The organism is Paractinoplanes brasiliensis (genome assembly GCF_004362215.1).
GTDB classification, from domain to species: domain Bacteria; phylum Actinomycetota; class Actinomycetes; order Mycobacteriales; family Micromonosporaceae; genus Actinoplanes; species Actinoplanes brasiliensis.
The window spans coordinates 4,513,324-4,530,900 of sequence record NZ_SNWR01000001.1; the positions used below are offsets into that span (position 1 = coordinate 4,513,324).

Here is a 17,577-nt window from a genome sequence, read left to right on the forward strand (position 1 = left end):
TGGGAGATCAGAGGTCATCGATGTAGGTGGCCACGCCGCCCCTGGTGGCGTGGTTTTTCAGGCGTGAGCGGGCGCGGTCGTCGCCGTAGAGGGTCCAGCGCCAGAAATCTGTCGACGTGGCCGACACCACATCGAGCGCCCGTCCCACGGCCACGTGCCCGCCGTCGGTCACGCTGACGAAAGCCTTGGGCCACGTCACCGCGTCATAGGCGGCCCGCCCGTCCGCGTAAGCGACGACGTTGTCCCGCCGCCCGTGCACGAAGAGCATCGGCGCCTCGGGTCCGGTGAACGGCTGCGGCAGCACCTGACGCCCGGACAGCACCACCGCGGCCCGCAGACGCTCGTCGCGGGCGTTGCTGAACATGCCGATCGTGGTGACACCGCCCGCCGAGTGCCCGGCCGCGGCCACCCGCTGCGGGTCGGCTGCCTTGACGGCGGCAAGCGTCTCGGTGATCACGTAACTGGCGTCGGCGGGCTGGTTGAGCACGTCGAGCACGTTGAACTTCTCCGTCCCGCCGGAGGTGAACGGGTAGGCCGGCGCGGCCACGACGAAACCGGCGCGGGCCCAGACCGCCAGCAGTGTGCGGTAGTCAGCCGGGTTGCCGTTGAGCCCGTGGCTGAACAGGATCAGGGGGAACGGCCCGTCGCCCTGGGGCACCCAGACGGTGGTCGGCAGCGGACGGCCGGCGCCGCGTCGCAGCTTGAGTGTGCGGGTCGCGACCTCGAACGATCGGCCCGGCGCGGTTCCCGAGGGTACGGGTGTCGGCGCGGTGCCCCCGGGCGCCGGACCGGGCGGGATGCTTGCGGCCGGCGGCCGGCTCGGCGGGATGCTTGCGGCCGGCAGCCGGCTCGGCGTGCTGCTTGCGGCCGGCGACGCGACGGGCTCGGAAGTGCAGGCGGAGAGGGCAAGAACGGCAAGGGCCAGAGCGACCGTACGGGGATGCACCCGACCCATTGTGCGTCGGCGCCACCAAGACGGGATCGGGGCGCACACCGAGCGCGGCCCGCGGCTCATCGACGACCCGCACTGCCACGATGGGGTGAAATCCCCGGAGGGATGACGTTTGTCCTGGTCGGAGCTGTGACGACTAAGATAGCGGGCTCGGCCCACGTGCATTGTTTCGCTATGGTCTTGCGCATGTCTGACAACAGCGTCGACCCGAGCGGTAACACCGAGGCGTTCCGGGCCTTCACCCAGAACGCCCCTCAGGAGCCGGCTGCGGCCGCGAACAAAACCCCACTCATCGTCGGCGGCGTCACCGTCGCGGTGGTGCTGATCGCGCTCATCGTCTGGCTGGTCGCCTGAGAAGGCAGAACAGCAGAGGCTCAGCGTGGCAGCGAGAGAGCCGTCCGGGACTGGTCGGCAATCTCCAGTTCCTCGTCCGTGGGGATCACACAGACGGGAATGCGAGCGCCCGGCGGGGAAACGACCTCGTCGTGGCGCTCGTTGCGTGATGGGTCGACGGCGATGCCGAGGGGTTCCAGACCCGAGAGCGCCGCAGCCCTTACGACGGCCGAGTGCTCTCCCACGCCGGCCGTGAACGTGATGGCGTCGACCCGGCCCAGCACGGCCAGATAGGACCCGACGTATTCGCGGATGCGCCGGCAGTAGACGTCGAACGCCAGTTTCGCGTCGGGGTCGCCGGCCGCACGCTTTTCCAGCAGCAGGCGCAGGTCGTTGACGCCGGCCATGCCCTGCAGCCCGCTGTGCCGGGTCAGCGAGTTCTCGATCTCGTCGATCGGCAGGCCCGCCACCCGGTGCAGGTGAAAGATCACGGTCGGGTCGATGTCGCCGCTGCGGGTGCCCATGACGAGCCCGGGCAGCGGTGACATGCCCATCGAGGTGGCCACGCTGCGGCCGCCCTCGACGGCGCAGGCGCTCGCGCCGTTGCCCAGATGCAGCGTGATCACGTTCGTCTGACCCGGGTCGCGGCCCAGCACTTCGGCGGTGCGACGGGACACGTACGCGTGTGAGGTGCCGTGGAACCCGTACCGGCGGATCTGCCACCGCTCGGCCAGCTCACGGGAAATGGCCCAGGTGACCCCTTCGGGCGGAATCGTGGCGTGGAACGCCGTGTCGAAGACGGCCACCTGCGGCACGTCGGGCAGCAGCTTGCGGGCCACCTCGATGCCGGTCAGCGCGGCCGGGTTGTGCAGCGGGGCCAGCGGTACGAGCGCCTCGACCCGGGCCACCACGTCGTCGTCGATCACCGTGGGGCTTGTGAACTCGGTGCCGCCGTGCACCACCCTGTGCCCGACCGCGGCCAGGCCGGACAGGTCGACCTCGGCCATGATCCCCTGCAGCGCGGCCCGGTGGTCGGCCACCTCGCCGCCCGCCTCGCCGATTCGTTCGACCAGGCCCTTGGCGACAGTGGCGGAGCCGTCGAAGAGCCGGTATTTCACCGAGGACGAGCCGCTGTTGAGCACCAGCACCCGGGTCACAGCGCGGCCGCCTGGATCGCCGTGATCGCCGCCGTGTTCACGATGTCCTTCACCGTCGCCCCTCGGGACAGATCGTTGACCGGTCGCCGCAGGCCCTGCATGACCGGCCCGACGGCGACCGCGTTGGCCGAGCGCTGCACCGCCTTGTACGTGTTGTTGCCGGTGTTGAGGTCCGGGAAGATCAGCACCGTCGCCTGACCGGCCACCGCGCTGCCGGGCAGCTTGGTCGCCGCCACGGCCGGGTCGACGGCCGCGTCGTACTGGATCGGGCCTTCGACCGGCAGGTCGGGCCGGCGTTCGCGAACCAGGGCGGTGGCCGCGGCGACCTTTTCCACGTCGGCGCCCGCCCCGGAACTGCCCGTCGAGTACGAGAGCATCGCGACCCGCGGTTCGATGCCGAACGCGGCCGCCGTACGGGCGGAGGAGAGCGCGATGTCGGCCAGCTGAGCCGCGTCGGGGTCGGGGTTGACCGCGCAGTCGCCGTAGACCAGCACCCGGTCGGCCAGCAGCATGAAGAACACGCTGGAGGCGACCGACACGTCCGGAACCGTCTTGATGATCTCGAACGCGGGCCGGATCGTGGCCGCCGTGGTGTGGTTGGCCCCCGACACCATGCCGTCGGCCAGCCCCTCGGCCACCATCATCGTGCCGAAGTAGTTGACGTCGCGAACCACGTCGTAGGCCAGGTCGAGCGACACCCCGCGCTTCTTGCGCAACTCGGCGTAACGTTCGGCGAAGTCGTCGCGCCACGGGCTGTGCGCCGGGTCGATCAGCTGGGCCGCCCCGATCTCGACGCCCAGCTCACGGGCCCGGCGGTTGATCTCGGTGGGGTCGCCCAGAAGGGTGAGGTCGGCGACGCCGCGCCGCAGCAGCGTCTCGCTGGCCCGCAGGATGCGTTCGTCGGTCCCCTCGGGCAGCACGAGGTGGCGCCGCTCGGTGCGGGCCCGGTCGATCAGGTCGTTCTCGAACATCAGCGGCGTGACCCGGCTCGACCGGGCGACGTCGAGCACCCGGGCCAGCTCGGCAGTGTCCACGTTCTCCTCGAAGGCGCCCAGCGCGGCCTCGATCTTGCGCGGCGTGCTGGTGCCCAGGCGGGCCTGGATGTGCGAGGCGGCCGCGATCGTGTGGTAGCTGTCGGCGTCCACGATCAGCATGGCCAGGCCGGTGTTGAGCCGCTCGATCACCCGTACGACCCGGGGGTCGGCCGGTTCGCCCAAGGTCAGCACCAGCCCCGACAGCGTCACGTTGCCGGCGGCGTGCGCGGCGCTCGCGGCCAGCAGCAGGTCGGCCCGGTCGCCCGGCGTGATCATCAACGCGCCGTCGGTCAGGTGGTCGAGCACGACCGGCACGTGCGCCGCGCCGACCACGTAGTCGAGCACGTCCCGGTCGAGCGCGCCCTCGCCGCCCGACACGACAGTGGCGTCGAGCGCGGCCGCGACCTCGGCCACGGTGGGCGCGGCGACCGCGGCCACCGACGGGATCGACCACAGCGGCACCGGCAGCCCCGCGTCGGGCAGCGGCCCCACCCCCTCGGGCACCCGGTTGGCGATCACGGCCACCACCGTGGCGTCCAGGTCGACGAGCGAGTGATAGGCGCTGCGAGCCGCCGCGGCGATCGATTCCGCCCCACGACCGTCACCGCTGATCACCGGCACCACGACGCTGCCGAACTCGGTGGCCAGCCGGGCGTTGAATCCCAGCTCACGCGGGATCTCGTCGCGTTCCTTGGCGCCGCCCGCGGCCACGAAGTCGCTGCCGATCACCACCACGGACGCGGCGTGCCGTTCGACCTCGCGGTACCGCTCGACGATCCGCGAGATGAGTTCCTCCCACCTGCCGTCGGCCACGAGAGCGCTTGCCTCCGCCATGGTCACCCCGTACGACTCCGCGTAGGGCGCGACCACCGGATAGCGCTTGGTCAGCAGCGTGAGCAGGGGATCGTCGCCGTCGCCGGACACCAGGGGCCGGAACACCCCGATCCGCGCGACCTGCCGGGACAGCAACTCGACCAGCCCCAGCGCGACGGTGCCCTTGCCGACACCTGGACCCAGACCGGCTACATAGACGCTTCGTGCCACGACTTCAACCTACCGGCCCCCGATGCTCCCCGCCGGGCCGAAACGTCCCAACACCAGGTGACAGAAGGCCCTCGCGGAAGTAGGTCTCGGGCCGCTCGAGGAAGCCGCGCCAGTGGGCGACCAGGTCAAGATCCTTCCATTCCGTACGCCGGATCCCGTGCTCGCCGAGCTCCAGGACCGTGGCGCCGGGCAGGGCGGTGAGCAGCGGGGAATGGGTGGCCACGACCACCTGGCCGCCGGCCGCCCGCAGCTCGTCGAGGTGGCCGAGCAGCCCGAGGGTCGACGTGAACGACAGCGGCGCCTCGGGCTCGTCCATCAGATAGAACCCGTATCCGCGGAACTTACGGGTCAGGATCTCCAGGAAACCCTCGCCGTGACTCTGCTGGTGCAGGCCGGCGTCGGAGACGTTGCCGGGCAGGCTTTCCAGGTACGTGTAGAGCCCGTGTGCCGTCTCGGCCCGCAGGAAGTAGGCGTTGGCGCGGCGGCCGGGGGTGCGAACCAGCCGCAGCGCCTCACCCAGCGGCGACTCGGTGGGGCGGGTGGAGTGCATCGCGTTGCGGGAGCCGCCCTCGGGGTTGAGGCCGTGGGCCTGGGCCAGCGCCTCCACCAGGGTGGACTTGCCCGAGCCGTTCTCGCCGACGAGGAACGTGACGCCGGCCGGGATGTTCAACCCGTGATCCAGCACAGCCCGTACGGCGGGAATCCGTGCCCACCAAGCAGAACGGTCGACCTCGGCGCCGGGATGCCGTTCGACCCGCCGGATGGGGCGTGAGTTACTCGTCATCCTCGTCGTCGGCGCGGGCCAGCCACGTGGCGAACCGCTCGATCGGGGTCTCGAACTGCGGGTTCTGGTCGACGAAGGTGCGCAGCTGCTCGCCCAGCCACTCCAGCGTCACGCTTTCCTCGCCGCGCCGGTCGACGAGCTCCTCGATGCCACGATCGGTGAAGTACATGCCCGGATAGTAGGAGGGGGCGCCCCGCCGCAGCGGAGCGCCCCCTCCTCAGTCAACCGGTCAGGGCCGCGGCAGCGCGGCCTCGATCAGCGCGGCCTGCTCGGCCTCGTGCAGCTTGGCCGAGCCCACCGCGGGTGCGGCAGCGGCCGGGCGCGAGATCCGGCGCAGCCGGACACCCTCGAGGTGCTCGAGCAGGTTGAGCGCGACGAACGACCAGGCGCCCTGGTTGGCCGGCTCCTCCTGCACCCAGACGAAGTCGTCGGCGTTGGGGAACTGGGCCAGGATCGCCTTGAGCTCCTCGACCGGCAGCGGGTAGATCTGCTCCATCCGGATGATCGCGGTGTCGGTGATGCCGCGCTCGGCCCGGGCCTGGAACAGGTCGTAGTACACCTTGCCCGAACAGAGCAGCACCCGCTTGACCGAGCCGGTGTCGAGCGGCGAGCCGTTGACGCCGGCGTCGCCGATCACCGGCTGGAACGTGCCCTCGGTGAAGTCGGTGACCGACGACACCGCCAGCTTGTGCCGCAGCAGCGACTTCGGCGAGAACACCACCAGCGGCTTGCGCTTGGCCGACAGGGCCTGCCGGCGCAGCAAGTGGAAGTAGTTTGCCGGGGTCGTCGTGTTGGCCACGCGCATGTTGTCCTGCGCGCAGAGCTGCAGGAACCGCTCGGGCCGGCCGGACGAGTGGTCGGGGCCCTGGCCTTCCTGGCCGTGCGGCAGCAGGAGCACGAGCGAGGACTGCTGGCCCCACTTGACCTCGCCGGACGAGATGAACTCGTCGACGATCGACTGGGCGCCGTTGACGAAGTCGCCGAACTGCGCCTCCCAGAGGACCAGCGCCTCCGGGTTCTCGACCGAGTAGCCGTACTCGAAGCCCATCGCCGCGTACTCGCTGAGCAGCGAGTCGTGCACGAAGAACCGGGCCGAGCCGGTCGTCAGCGTGGACAGCGGCAGGTAGTCCTTGCCGGTCTTGGCGTCGACGATCGAGGCGTGCCGGGAGACGAACGTGCCACGGCGCGAGTCCTGCCCGGCCAGCCGGACGGTGATGCCCTGGGCCAGCAGCGAGCCGAACGCGATCAGCTCACCGAAGCCCCAGTCGATGCCGCCCTCGGTGCCCATCTTGGCCCGCCGCTCGAGCAGCTGCTGCACCCGCTTGTGCGGGGTGAAGCCCTCGGGCAGCTCGACGTGCGCCTGGCCGACCGCGCGGACGGTGGCGGGGTCGATCGCGGTCTTGACCTCGGGCTCCGGCTCCTCGCTGATCACCCGGGGGCGGGGCGGGGTGCCGGCCGCGTCCCGGGTGGCCTTGAAGACCTGCTCGAGCTGGGACTGGTAGTCGCGCAGCTGCTCCTGGGCGTCGTCGACGGTGATGTCACCCCGGCCGATCAGCTCCTCGGTGTAGAGCTTGCGCACCGAGCGCTTGGTGTCGATGATCTCGTACATCCGCGGGTTGGTCATCGAAGGGTCGTCGCCCTCGTTGTGACCCCGGCGGCGGTAGCAGACCATGTCGATCACGACGTCCTTGTTGAACGCCTGGCGGTACTCGAAGGCGAGCTTCGCGACCCGGACCACGGCCTCGGGGTCGTCGCCGTTCACGTGGAAGATCGGCGCCTGGATCATGCGGGCCACGTCGGTCGAGTACATCGACGAGCGGCTGTATTCCGGGGCGGTGGTGAAGCCGACCTGGTTGTTGACGATCACGTGGACCGTGCCGCCCGTGCGGTAGCCGCGCAGCTGCGACAGGTTGAGCGTCTCGGCCACCACGCCCTGGCCGGCGAACGCGGCGTCGCCGTGCACCAGCACCGGGAGCACCGTGTAGCCGTGCAGGCCCAGGTCGAGGCGGTCCTGCTTGGCGCGGACGATGCCCTCGAGCACCGGGTCGACGGCCTCCAGGTGCGACGGGTTGGCCACCACGCTGACCGTGGTCGAGTTCTGGCCGTCGGGCGTGGTGTATTTGCCGCTCTGGCCCAGGTGATATTTGACGTCGCCGGAGCCGTGGGCCGACTTCGGGTCCATCTGGCCCTCGAACTCGTTGAAGATCTTTTCGTACGGCTTGCCGACGATGTTGGCCAGCACGTTGAGGCGCCCGCGGTGGGCCATGCCGATGACCATCTCGTCGAGCCCCGCCTCGGCCGACGACTCGAGCACCGCGTCGAGCAGCGGGATCAGCGACTCGCCGCCCTCCAGCGAGAACCGCTTCTGCCCGACGTACTTGGTCTGCAGGAACGTCTCGAACGCCTCGGCCGCGTTCAGCCGGTTGAGGATGTGCTTCTGCTCGTCCGGGTCGGGCTTGGTGTACTTGATCTCGATGCGGTCCTGGATCCAGCGCCTTTCCTCGGGGCCCTGGATGTGCATGTACTCGATGCCGACCCGGCGGCAGTACGTGTCGCGCAGGACGCCGAGCACGTCGCGCAGCCGCATGCGCTGCTTGCCGGCGAAGCCGCCGACCGGGAACGTGCGGTCGAGGTCCCACAGCGTGAGACCGTGCTGGAGCACGTCGAGGTCGGGGTGACGGCGGATCTCGAACTCGAGCGGGTCGGTGTCGGCCATCAGGTGACCGCGCACGCGGTACGCGTGGATCAGCTCGACGACCCGGGCCGCCTTGTCGATCTGGCCGTCGGAGGTGCGGACGACGTCGCGCATCCAGCGGACCGGCTCGTACGGGATGCGCAGCGAGGTGAAGATCTCGTCGTAGAAGGCGTGCTCGCCGAGCAGGAACTCCTGCATGGCCTTGAGGAACTCGCCGGACTGCGCGCCCTGGATGACCCGGTGGTCGTAGGTGCTGGTCAGCGTGGTCACCTTGCTGACGCCGTGCTCGGTCAGGGTCTCGTCGCTCATGCCGGCGTAGGGCGCGGGGTACTCCATCGCGCCGACACCGATGATCGCGCTCTGCCCGGCCATCAGGCGCGGGATCGAGTGGACCGTGCCGATGCCGCCCGGGTTGGTCAGCGAGATCGTCGTGCCGGTGTAGTCGTCCATGGTCAGCTCGTTACGGCGGGCGCGGCGCACCACGTCCTCGTAGGCCTGCCAGAACTTGCGGAAGTCCATCTGCTCGCAGTTCTTGATGGACGGCACGACCAGCGTGCGCGAGCCGTCCTTCTTCGCGAGGTCGATGGCGATGCCGAGGTTGATGTGCTCCGGCTGCACGAGGGCGGGCTTGCCGTCGACCTCGGCGAACGAGTTGTTCATCTCGGGGTGCTTGGCCACCGCGCGCACCAGCGCCCACCCGATCAGGTGGGTGAAGCTGACCTTTCCGCCCCGCCCGCGGGCGAGGTGGTTGTTGATCACGATGCGGTTGTCGACCATGAGCTTGGCCGGGACCGCGCGCACCGAGGTGGCCGTGGGCACCTCGAGCGAGGCGTCCATGTTCTGCACGATCTTGGCGGCGACGCCGCGCAGCGTGGTGACCTTGGCGCCCTCGGCCTTCCCGTTCGACGAGGCAGCGGGCTTCGCGGCCGGCGCCGGCTTGGCGGGAGCGGGAGCGGTCTTCGGCTTGGCAGACTCGGTCGGAACTGTCGGCTTGACGGGGGCGACCGTGGACGCGGCCGGGGCATCGGTGCCGGCGCGGGCCGCGGAGGCGGTCGCGTTGGCGGCTTTCGCCTCGTCGGGCGTCACGATCGAGCCGGTAGCCATCGCGGGCTTGTAATCGGCGAAGAAGTCGTGCCAGGCCGGGTCGACGCTGCTGGGGTCGGCCAGGTAGCGCTGATACATCTCGTCGACGATCCACTCATTCGGCCCGAAGTCCGCGAGTGGGTTCTCGTGCGAAGTCTGCTGGGTCGACACTTCCGTGTTCGCCTCTTTCACCATGTTTGTCAGCACGCGACCGGTTCGTCACATGGGACGGGAAGGATTCGGCATCCAGGCTACGCCGTGCGCCGGGGTGAACTCCTGCCACATGGGGCCGTAATGCAAGATCCCACGTCGCGCGAGGCGACGTGGGATCTCATCCGGCAAGATCAGCTTGGTCAGCTGATGTCCCGCCGCTTGGTCAGCCAGGTGCCGATGAAGCCGAGCACCGCGGCGTAGCCGATCAGCACCACCGCGCCGACCCAGCGTGGCGGCGTGCCCGGCAGATCGGTGCCCGAGATCATCAGCTGCGAGGCGACTGTCGGCACCAGCACCTGCAGGTTGTTGATCCACTCGGCCACGTACTCGGTGAGCAGGAAGAAGATCAGGCCGATGACCGACGTGCCGACCACGTACGTGATGGCCAGGATCAGCGTCGCCGCGATCTGGCTGCGGATCAGCACGCCCGCTCCGACGCCGAGGATCGCCCAGAGCACGAAGGCCAGCGCGTTGAGCCCGATGGCCCGCCACACGGCCGGCTCGCCGAGCTGGGAGCCCAGGTCGAGGTTGTTCATGATCAGCGGGACCACGAGCAGGTTGAGGATCGTGGTGAACAGCCAGACGATCAGGCCGATGACGACCGCGGCGCCGAACTTGGCCAGGATCACCGACTCGCGGCGTGGCGTCGTCAGGAACGTCGTGGTCGCCGTGAGGTGGAAGAACTCGCTGGTCACGATGATCGCCGAGAGCAGCAGGACCACCAGGACGCCGAAGTACTGCCCGCTGGTGTAGAGGTTGGTCGCGATGTTGATCGGCTGCAGCGCCGCCTCGATCTGCTCGGTCTGGGTGTCGGAGACCCCGGCGTCCGACGGCGGGACGCCCGCGCTGGCCTGCGCCCAGTTGGCCAGCACGCTGGCCGCGTACAGCGGGACCAGGATGATGCCCATGATCCACCACAGCGAGGTGGTGCGGACCTTGAAGAGCTCGGCGTTGACCAGACTCATCGAATGCCCGCCTTTCCGGCCGTGAGCTGCAGGAAGACCTGTTCGAGGTCGCCGCGCTCGCTGGTCAGCTCGTGCAGCTCGACCCCGGCCGAGAACGCGGCGTGCCCGATCGCGGCCGCCTCGGCCCCGTGCACCAGCAGCGAACCGTCCTGCGCCGGGTTGACGGTGGCGTTCAGCTCGGAGAGCGCGGCGGTCAGCTGCTCGGCCTGCGGGGTGCGCACCCGCACCTGGGTGCCGCCGGCCATGTCGCCGAGCACCTCGTCGACCGGGCCCTGCCGGATCAGCTTGCCGGCCGCGACGATCACCACGTCGTCGGCCAGGAGCTGCATCTCGCCCAGCAGGTGGCTGGAGACCAGCACCGTGCGGCCGTTGGCGGCCAGCGACTTGAGCAGGTCACGCATCCAGCGGATGCCCTCGGGGTCGAGACCGTTGGCCGGCTCGTCGAGGATCAGCACCTGCGGGTCGCCGAGCATGGCGGCGGCGATGCCCAGGCGTTGCTTCATGCCCAGCGAGTAGCCCTTGAACTTGCGCTTGGCGGCCGGGGTCAGCCCGACCAGCTCGAGCACCTCGTCGGCGCGGGTGTCGGGCAGGCCCGCGGCGCGGCAGATCATCCGCAGGTGGTTGCGGCCGGTGCGGCCACGGTGGGCGCTCGACGCCTCGAGCACCGCGCCCACCTTGCGGACGGGGTCGGTGAGGTCGGTGTAGCGCTGGTTGCCGAAGGTGGCCGTGCCCGCGGTCGGCGTGACCAGACCGAGCAGCATGCGCAGGGTGGTGGTTTTTCCGGCCCCGTTGGGACCGAGGAAACCGGTCACCCGGCCCGAACGCACCCGGAACGACAGATCGTCGACGGCTCGGAGCTTCTTGTACTGCTTGGTGAGGCGATCGACGACGATCTCGTCGGTGCCTGGCGCGGTCATCGACAGCGCTCCTTCCCCCTGAGGTGAGTGGTCAACTTACTAGGTCGTGGCGATCCATGTGGCCCTGGCCTTGGCAAGCGGCGTGCCGTCGCGGCCGAGAACGGTGGAGAGCACCATCGCCTTGCGCCCGGAGAACTCCGTCGCCGCGCCGACCACCACACACGTCGAGCCGGGCTCGGGCAGCGCGGTGGCATCGACCGCGATCCGGCCGAGGACATAGGTGCGGCCGGTGCGCAGCGCGGTCCAGCCGCCCGGGCAGTCCAGCGCGGCCCACAGCACCCGGAGGTCCACTTCGGCGGGAACGACCCAGGGCGCGGCCGTACGCCCGTCCGGCAGCGGCCCGGAGAAGATGCGCAGCCCGTCCGGGCGTTCCGGCCCGCAGACGTAGCAGGTGGGGAAGGGGTGCCGGGTGAAGCCCTCGTACGCCCGGGCCGCCTCCACCGCCGCGTCCAGGCTCACCGGCGTGACCGCGGGGATCTCGCCGGTCGCCTCGCCCACGGTCGCCACCAGCGTGCCGCCGTCGTGCACCGAGCCGTCGGCGTACGTCAGCGGCGTGTCGAGCGGGGGCGGCACCCGCAGCGTGACCTCGAGCGGCGGCGCCCCGAGGCGGGCGCCGGCCTCGACCGCGAAGGCGCCCGCCGACCACCCTCCGTTGCCGGACGTGGGCGGACCGTTGAAGCGTGCCGGAATCTCCATGCGAGGAAGGCTCGCACAAGCCGTTCATGTCGTGGCCATGAATTGCCTTCTGGGGCGACATTCCGCGGGCAGGTGCCGCGCCTACACACATCACATGGCCGTTCTCATAACTGCCGCCGCCCCCACCGGGACCAGCGGCTACACTCTGCTCCTGGCCGACGACCAGAGCCACGTCGAGGCCGCGCAGCGACTGCGCCACGACGTCTTCGCGGGCGAGCTCGGCGCGACGCTGCCCGGCGCCACCGCCGACGGGCGTGACGTCGACGAGTTCGACGACCATTGCGACCACCTGATCGTGCGCGACGACGCGACCGGCGCGGTGGTCGGCACCTACCGCATGCTGCCGCCCCGGGCCGCCGAGCGCGCCGGACGCCGCTACGGCGACGGCGAGTTCGACCTGGCCGCGCTGCGCCCGCTGCGCGACCAGCTGGTCGAGACCGGCCGCTCGTGCGTGCACCCCGACCACCGCAGCGGCTCGGTGATCAACCTGATGTGGGCCGGCATCGCCCGCTACCTGCACCTGAACAACCTGCGCTGGCTGGCCGGCTGCGCCTCCGTGCCGCTGGACGACGGCGGCGCGACCGCGGCCGGGGTCTGGGCCCGGGTGCAGGCCGGACACCTGTCCCCGCCCACTCTGCGGGTCACCCCCCGCCGCGACTGGCTGGCCGGGACAGACGTGGCCGGCGACCCCCGCACCCAGCCGCCCGCTCTGCTCAAGGGCTATCTGCGGCTGGGCAGCTGGGTCTGCGGCCGGCCCGCCTACGACCCCGATTTCGACTGCGCCGACTTCTACGTGCTGTTCTCGATGGACCGGCTGGACCCGCGTTACCGCCGGCACTTCCTGGGAGCGGTCCGATGACCTGCTTCTGGCAGCCGACGTCGGGCTGCGGCGCCCACTGCCGGGAGGGCGCGGGCCGCCCCGCCGCGCCCGGCACGGCCACGTTGCGCCTGATGGCCCTCGCCGCCGTACTGGGAAGCGGTCTTCTGCTCGTTCCCCTGCTGCGCGGTCTCACCCTGCGTGTGGTGGCCCGCGTGATGCTGCGCGTCCTCGGCATTCGCGTCGTGCGGCGCGGCCCCGTCCTCAGACCCGGCAGCCTGCTGGTCGCCAACCACGTCTCCTGGCTGGACATCCTGGTGCTGATGGCCGTGACCCCGATGCGCGTGGTCGCGAAGGGCGAGGTCGGCGCGTGGCCGGGCATCGGAGTGCTGGCCGGGCGGTCCGGGGCGATCTTCATCGACCGCGCGCGCCCGAAGTCGCTGCCCGGCACGGTCGGCGAGGTGGCCGACGCGCTGCGCTCGGGCGGCACGGTCGCCGCGTTCCCCGAGGGCACGACGTTCTGCGGCGCCAACCGGGGCCGGTTCCGCCCGGCGCTGTTCCAGGCGGCGATCGACGCGGGCGCTCCCGTGGTTCCGGTTTCGATCACGTACGACTCCACCGCGGCCGCGTTCGTCGGCGACGACACCCTTCTCGAGTCCGTACGCCGGGTGGCCGCGCTACGGTCCTTGACGGTCACCGTGGTGGCCGCGCCCGCCCTGCGTCCCGTGCCCGGCGCCGACCGCCGGGTGCTCGCCCGCGCGGCCCAGGCCTCGATGGGCGGTGACTACCGCCTGGCCGCCTGAGAGCGTTTACAGACAACTTTCAGCTGGTGTGCAGGCGGGGTGCAGCGGGCTGATAAATACTGGGTGTCATGGCCGCTCAGACCCAGCCCAAGCAGAGCGAGGCGAAACTGCTCGTCGTCGAGGACGACGCGAACATCCTCGAGCTGCTCTCCGCCAGTCTCCGCTTCGCCGGCTTCGACGTGAGCACCGCGACGAGCGGCAGCGCGGCCGTCAGCGCGGCGAAGAACACCACCCCCGACCTCGTCGTCCTCGACGTCATGCTGCCCGACCTCGACGGGTTCGAGGTGATCCGGCTCATGCGCGAGGGCGGCCAGCGCACCCCGGTGGTCTTCCTGACCGCCCGCGACGGCACCGACGACAAGATCCGGGGCCTGACCCTGGGCGGCGACGACTACGTCACCAAGCCGTTCAGCCTCGAGGAGCTCACCGCCCGCATCCGGGCCGTGCTGCGCCGCACGACGCAGGGCGACGACGAGCCGTCCCGCCTGGTCTTCGCCGACCTCGAGCTCGACGAGGAGACCCACGAGGTCTACCGGGCCGGCCAGCGGGTGCAGCTCTCGCCGACCGAGTTCAAGCTCCTGCGCTACCTCATGCTGAACGCCAACCGGGTGCTGTCCAAGGCGCAGATCCTCGACCACGTCTGGAAGTACGACTTCCGCGGCGACGACAACATCGTCGAGTCCTACATCTCGTACCTGCGGCGTAAGGTCGACAACGTGCAGCCCCGCCTGATCCACACGTTGCGCGGCGTCGGTTACGTGCTTCGCAAACCAGCCGTCTGAGCCCCCCGCCGTGACGCTCACCGAGCGGGTCCGCAACTCGATCCCGCCGCAGCCCAGCCTGCGTAAGGTCTCGCTGCGTGTCAAGCTGGTGGCGTCGGTGCTCGTCCTGGTCTTCGCGGCGCTCACGGCGATCAGCGCCGCCAGCACGTACGCGTTGCACAACTACCTGCTCGACCGGCTCGACACGTCGCTGTCGATCTACGCGGCGACCATCGCCAAGGCGCGCCAGGGCTCCGAGATCCCGGTCCCGAGCGACTACTACGTCTCGTCCAGCAGCGTCGACGGCGTGCGCCCCGACCCGCCCGTGGTGGGCGACCCCGACCTCGGCCCCGACGACACGCCGCCGCTGGTCAAGGGCTCCGAAGAGGTCAACGCGCTGCTCGGCGAGCCGTACACGGTGCGCTCGCCGAGCGGCAAGGTCGTCTGGCGGGTGGTGGTCGTCATCGACCAGTGGGGCTCGGTCATCCAGGTCGGCGAGAAGCTGTCGGTGATCGGCCTCGCGGTCAACCAGATGATCTGGGTCGACCTGCTGGTCGGGGTGGGCGTGCTGATCGCGCTGGCCTCGATCGGCGCCGCCATCGTGCGGCAGAGCCTCGTGCCGCTGCTGCAGATCGAGCGCACGGCGGCGGCGATCGGGGCCGGTGACCTCACCCAGCGCGTCCCCGACCCGGAGGCGCACGACGGCGAGCCGCAGACCGAGCTGGGCCGGCTGGCCAAGGCGCTCAACGCGATGCTGGCCCAGATCGAGGCCGCGTTCAGCGCGCGGGAGCAGTCGGAGGCGGCGGCCCGCGCGGCCGAGGCAGTCGCGGTGCAGGCGGCCGACGCGGCGCAGGCGTCCGAGGCGCGGGCGGTCGAGTCCGAGGCCAAGATGCGGCAGTTCGTGGCCGACGCCTCACACGAGCTGCGTACGCCGCTGACCACCATTCGCGGCTTCGCCGAGCTCTATCGCCAGGGCGCCGTGACCGACCCCGACGCCGTGGCCCAGCTCGTGCGTCGCATCGAGGACGAGGCCGCCCGGATGGGCCTGCTCGTCGAGGACCTGCTGCTGCTGGCCCGGCTCGACCGTGAGCGTCCGCTCACCCTGGGCCCGGTCGAGCTGCCGGTGCTGGCGCTCGACGCGGTCCAGGCGGCCGAGGCGACCGCGCCCGAACGCACCATCGAGCTCGAGGTCCGCGATCAGCCCGAGCAACTCGTGGCCTACGGCGACGACGCCCGGCTGCGCCAGGTGATCGGCAACCTCATGACGAACGCGCTGGTGCACACCCCGCCCGACGCCACGGTCACCCTGCGGCTTCATGCCGGGCCGGGTGACCAGGCAGTGGTCGAGGTGTCCGACACCGGGCCCGGGCTCTCGGCACAGCAGAAAGAACATGTCTTCGAGCGGTTCTATCGCGTCGACGAGGCTCGCACCCGCAACACCCGGCGTGCCGCCACCGGCACCGGGCTCGGGCTCGCGATCGTCGCGGCGATTGTCAGGGCACACCAAGGAACCGTCGAAGTGATCAGTGAACCGGGGCAGGGCGCGACGTTCCGGGTAACTTTACCCACGCTAAATCCGGATAAAGGCTTCACAGAAAACATCCAGGCCTGACACAGGTCGGTCCGAGAGCTACGGGGCAAGGTTGGTGGCATGAACGACAACGAGACCGACCCGCGACCCGCGGACGCCTCCTCTGAGAGCAGCAGCCCGGAACGGGGACAGTCTGAGCAGCCGACCGCCGCGCTGCCCGCCGCATCGCAACCGGCGGCGCCGCGGGCCCCGGAGTGGGCGCGACCGGTGTCGAGCGCTCCCCAGGAGGGCACGCCGCAGGCTGCCCCGCAGCCGGGTGTTCCTCAGTCCGGCGTCTCCGCTCCTCAGCCTGGTGTCCCCACTCCTCAGTCCGGCGTCCCTGCTCCGCAATCGGGTGTCCCGGTGACCGGCGCGCCGCAGTGGCCGCAGCAGTCGCAGTGGGCGCAGCATCAGCAGCCGGGCTATCAGCAGCACCACGCCGGTTACGGGCAGCAGCCCGGTTACGCCCAGCAGCCGTACGGCGCGGGCTGGCCCGGCCAGACCCAGACCCAGCCGCTCGGGGTCGAGGGCCGTCCCTGGACCCCGACCGCCGACGGCCAGCCCGCCTGGGCCCTCCCGGTCGACCAGCAGCAGCCCCGCACCCCGGGCCGCGGCCGCAAGATCTTCGTGACCGCCGCCGCCGCGGTGCTGCTCGCGCTGGGCGCGGGCGGCGTGGGCGCGGCCGCCGCGCTGGCCTTCGACGACGACGGCGGGTCGCCGTCGGTGCAGACCGGCAACTCCTCGGTCACCCGCGTGGTCGACCGCTCGTCGCTGGCCCAGATCGCCGCCGCCGTGCAGGACAGCGTCGTCTCGATCAAGACGGACAGCGGCGAGGGCTCCGGCGTGGTCATCACCGACAGCGGCTACATCGTCACCAACAACCACGTGGTCGCGAACGCCCAGGGCAACAAGGCCACCGTGATCTTCGCCGACGGCAAGAAGTCCGAGGCGACCATCGTCGGCACCGACGAGCGCACCGACCTGGCCGTCGTCAAGGTCTCCGGCCTCTCCGACCTCAAGCCCGCCACCTTCGGCAGCAGCGCCAAGATGCAGGTCGGCGACACGGTGCTGGCGATCGGCAGCCCGCTCGGCCTCGAGGGCTCGGTCACGGCCGGCATCATCAGCGCCAAGGACCGCACGATCCAGTCCGGCGGCGGCCAGCAGGAGAGCCCGTTCGGCTCACAGCAGCAGGGCCCGACGACCACCATGTCCGGGCTGCTGCAGACCGACGCGCCGATCAACCCCGGCAACTCCGGCGGCGCCCTGGTCAACACCAACGGCGAGATCATCGGCATCAACTCGGCGATCGCCACCCAGGGTCAGAGCTCCGGCAACATCGGCCTCGGCTTCGCCATCCCGAGCGACAAGGCCAAGCAGGTGGTCGACGACCTGATGGCGGGCAAGAAGGTCAGCCACCCGGCGCTGGGCGTCAGTGTGACCGAGGCCGAGAACGGCGGCGCCCTGGTGAGCCAGGTCATCCCGAACAGCGCGGCGGCCAAGGCCGGGATCGAGCAGGGCGACGTGATCACCGCGGCCGACGGCAAGAGCATCGGCGACTCCGACGACCTGGTGGCGGTGGTCCAGTCCGGCGCGGTCGGTCAGAAGATGGCCCTCGACTTCACCCGTGGCGGTGAGAAGAAGCAGGTCACGGTGACGCTGGCCGAGGCGCAGTAACCAAGCTTTGCCCTTTCGCTGCGGCGGGTGGTGTGACAAGGGGGTTGTCGCACCACCCGCCGTACGTTTGTTCGGCGCT

At 70.7% G+C, this 17,577-nt stretch carries 15 protein-coding genes; 6 read left to right on the plus strand and 9 right to left on the minus strand.

What is annotated here, in order from left to right:
• Window positions 1–7: 7 nt before the first annotated feature.
• Entirely contained in the window at window positions 8–955 is a 948-nt protein-coding gene (locus C8E87_RS20485) for an alpha/beta hydrolase family protein (RefSeq protein ID WP_133874590.1), read from the minus strand.
• 183 nt (window positions 956–1,138) lie between these two features.
• Between C8E87_RS20485 and C8E87_RS20490 the strand changes: the two genes are divergently transcribed.
• A complete protein-coding gene (locus tag C8E87_RS20490; RefSeq protein WP_166661203.1) occupies window positions 1,139–1,306 on the plus strand; it encodes a hypothetical protein in 168 nt (55 codons plus the stop codon).
• A 20-nt stretch (window positions 1,307–1,326) separates the two neighbouring features.
• On the opposite strand, the gene C8E87_RS20495 is transcribed toward C8E87_RS20490, so the two are convergent.
• The 8 genes from C8E87_RS20495 to C8E87_RS20530 form a co-directional block, all read right to left on the minus strand.
• Complete coding sequence (locus tag C8E87_RS20495; RefSeq protein WP_133874592.1) at window positions 1,327–2,442, minus strand: acetate/propionate family kinase; 1,116 nt, start codon at window positions 2,440–2,442, stop codon at window positions 1,327–1,329.
• Window positions 2,439–4,520 carry a phosphate acetyltransferase gene (pta, locus tag C8E87_RS20500; protein ID WP_133874593.1) on the minus strand — a complete coding sequence of 694 codons (2,082 nt, stop codon included), beginning with the start codon at window positions 4,518–4,520 and terminating at the stop codon, window positions 2,439–2,441. The genes C8E87_RS20495 and pta overlap by 4 nt, the downstream gene beginning before the upstream one ends.
• Window positions 4,521–4,524: 4 nt before the next feature.
• Window positions 4,525–5,304: an AAA family ATPase gene (locus tag C8E87_RS20505; protein ID WP_133874594.1), complete on the minus strand. Its 780-nt coding sequence runs from the start codon at window positions 5,302–5,304 to the stop codon at window positions 4,525–4,527.
• On the minus strand, window positions 5,294–5,473 hold the full coding sequence (locus tag C8E87_RS20510) for a DUF6104 family protein (protein ID WP_133874595.1): 180 nt from the start codon (window positions 5,471–5,473) through the stop codon (window positions 5,294–5,296). The genes C8E87_RS20505 and C8E87_RS20510 overlap by 11 nt, the downstream gene beginning before the upstream one ends.
• Window positions 5,474–5,533: 60 nt before the next feature.
• Window positions 5,534–9,277, minus strand: a complete 3,744-nt coding sequence (locus C8E87_RS20515; protein ID WP_438866082.1) for a multifunctional oxoglutarate decarboxylase/oxoglutarate dehydrogenase thiamine pyrophosphate-binding subunit/dihydrolipoyllysine-residue succinyltransferase subunit — start codon at window positions 9,275–9,277, stop codon at window positions 5,534–5,536.
• Between the two features lie 158 nt (window positions 9,278–9,435).
• Window positions 9,436–10,260 (minus strand): ABC transporter permease subunit, encoded by an 825-nt coding sequence (locus tag C8E87_RS20520; RefSeq protein ID WP_133874596.1) that lies wholly within the window; start codon window positions 10,258–10,260, stop codon window positions 9,436–9,438.
• Window positions 10,257–11,177 (minus strand): ABC transporter ATP-binding protein, encoded by a 921-nt coding sequence (locus C8E87_RS20525; RefSeq protein ID WP_133874597.1) that lies wholly within the window; start codon window positions 11,175–11,177, stop codon window positions 10,257–10,259. Before C8E87_RS20525 ends, C8E87_RS20520 begins: the two co-directional genes overlap by 4 nt.
• A gap of 39 nt (window positions 11,178–11,216) precedes the next feature.
• Entirely contained in the window at window positions 11,217–11,873 is a 657-nt protein-coding gene (locus tag C8E87_RS20530) for a hypothetical protein (protein WP_133874598.1), read from the minus strand.
• Window positions 11,874–11,967: 94 nt separating this feature from the next.
• On the opposite strand from C8E87_RS20530, the gene C8E87_RS20535 reads away from it, so the two are divergent.
• The 5 genes from C8E87_RS20535 to C8E87_RS20555 all read left to right on the plus strand — a co-directional run bounded on the left by C8E87_RS20535 (window position 11,968) and on the right by C8E87_RS20555 (window position 17,498).
• Window positions 11,968–12,732: a GNAT family N-acetyltransferase gene (locus tag C8E87_RS20535; protein ID WP_133874599.1), complete on the plus strand. Its 765-nt coding sequence runs from the start codon at window positions 11,968–11,970 to the stop codon at window positions 12,730–12,732.
• Window positions 12,729–13,493: a lysophospholipid acyltransferase family protein gene (locus C8E87_RS20540; protein ID WP_133874600.1), complete on the plus strand. Its 765-nt coding sequence runs from the start codon at window positions 12,729–12,731 to the stop codon at window positions 13,491–13,493. The genes C8E87_RS20535 and C8E87_RS20540 overlap by 4 nt, the downstream gene beginning before the upstream one ends.
• Window positions 13,494–13,561: 68 nt before the next feature.
• Window positions 13,562–14,275, plus strand: coding sequence for a response regulator transcription factor (locus tag C8E87_RS20545; protein ID WP_127497738.1), 714 nt, complete (start codon window positions 13,562–13,564; stop codon window positions 14,273–14,275).
• A 10-nt stretch (window positions 14,276–14,285) separates the two neighbouring features.
• Complete coding sequence (locus tag C8E87_RS20550) at window positions 14,286–15,866, plus strand: sensor histidine kinase (protein WP_133874601.1); 1,581 nt, start codon at window positions 14,286–14,288, stop codon at window positions 15,864–15,866.
• A gap of 39 nt (window positions 15,867–15,905) precedes the next feature.
• The gene (locus C8E87_RS20555; RefSeq protein ID WP_133874602.1) at window positions 15,906–17,498 is read left to right on the plus strand and encodes a S1C family serine protease; all 1,593 of its coding nucleotides are present in this window, start codon (window positions 15,906–15,908) and stop codon (window positions 17,496–17,498) included.
• The last annotated feature ends 79 nt before the right edge of the window (window positions 17,499–17,577 follow it).

Excerpts from the sequence above, each read along its gene's own strand:
- C8E87_RS20520 (WP_133874596.1), bottom strand. The coding sequence starts at position 10,260 with ATGAGTCTGGTCAACGCCGAGCTCTTCAAGGTCCGCACCACCTCGCTG.
- C8E87_RS20510 (WP_133874595.1), bottom strand. The coding sequence starts at position 5,473 with ATGTACTTCACCGATCGTGGCATCGAGGAGCTCGTCGACCGGCGCGGC.
- C8E87_RS20535 (WP_133874599.1), top strand. The coding sequence starts at position 11,968 with ATGGCCGTTCTCATAACTGCCGCCGCCCCCACCGGGACCAGCGGCTAC.
- C8E87_RS20505 (WP_133874594.1), bottom strand. The coding sequence starts at position 5,304 with ATGACGAGTAACTCACGCCCCATCCGGCGGGTCGAACGGCATCCCGGC.
- C8E87_RS20540 (WP_133874600.1), top strand. The coding sequence starts at position 12,729 with ATGACCTGCTTCTGGCAGCCGACGTCGGGCTGCGGCGCCCACTGCCGG.
- C8E87_RS20485 (WP_133874590.1), bottom strand. The coding sequence starts at position 955 with ATGGGTCGGGTGCATCCCCGTACGGTCGCTCTGGCCCTTGCCGTTCTT.
- C8E87_RS20545 (WP_127497738.1), top strand. The coding sequence starts at position 13,562 with ATGGCCGCTCAGACCCAGCCCAAGCAGAGCGAGGCGAAACTGCTCGTC.
- C8E87_RS20530 (WP_133874598.1), bottom strand. The coding sequence starts at position 11,873 with ATGGAGATTCCGGCACGCTTCAACGGTCCGCCCACGTCCGGCAACGGA.
- C8E87_RS20555 (WP_133874602.1), top strand. The coding sequence starts at position 15,906 with ATGAACGACAACGAGACCGACCCGCGACCCGCGGACGCCTCCTCTGAG.
- C8E87_RS20490 (WP_166661203.1), top strand. The coding sequence starts at position 1,139 with ATGTCTGACAACAGCGTCGACCCGAGCGGTAACACCGAGGCGTTCCGG.
- C8E87_RS20525 (WP_133874597.1), bottom strand. The coding sequence starts at position 11,177 with ATGACCGCGCCAGGCACCGACGAGATCGTCGTCGATCGCCTCACCAAG.
- C8E87_RS20515 (WP_438866082.1), bottom strand. The coding sequence starts at position 9,277 with ATGGTGAAAGAGGCGAACACGGAAGTGTCGACCCAGCAGACTTCGCAC.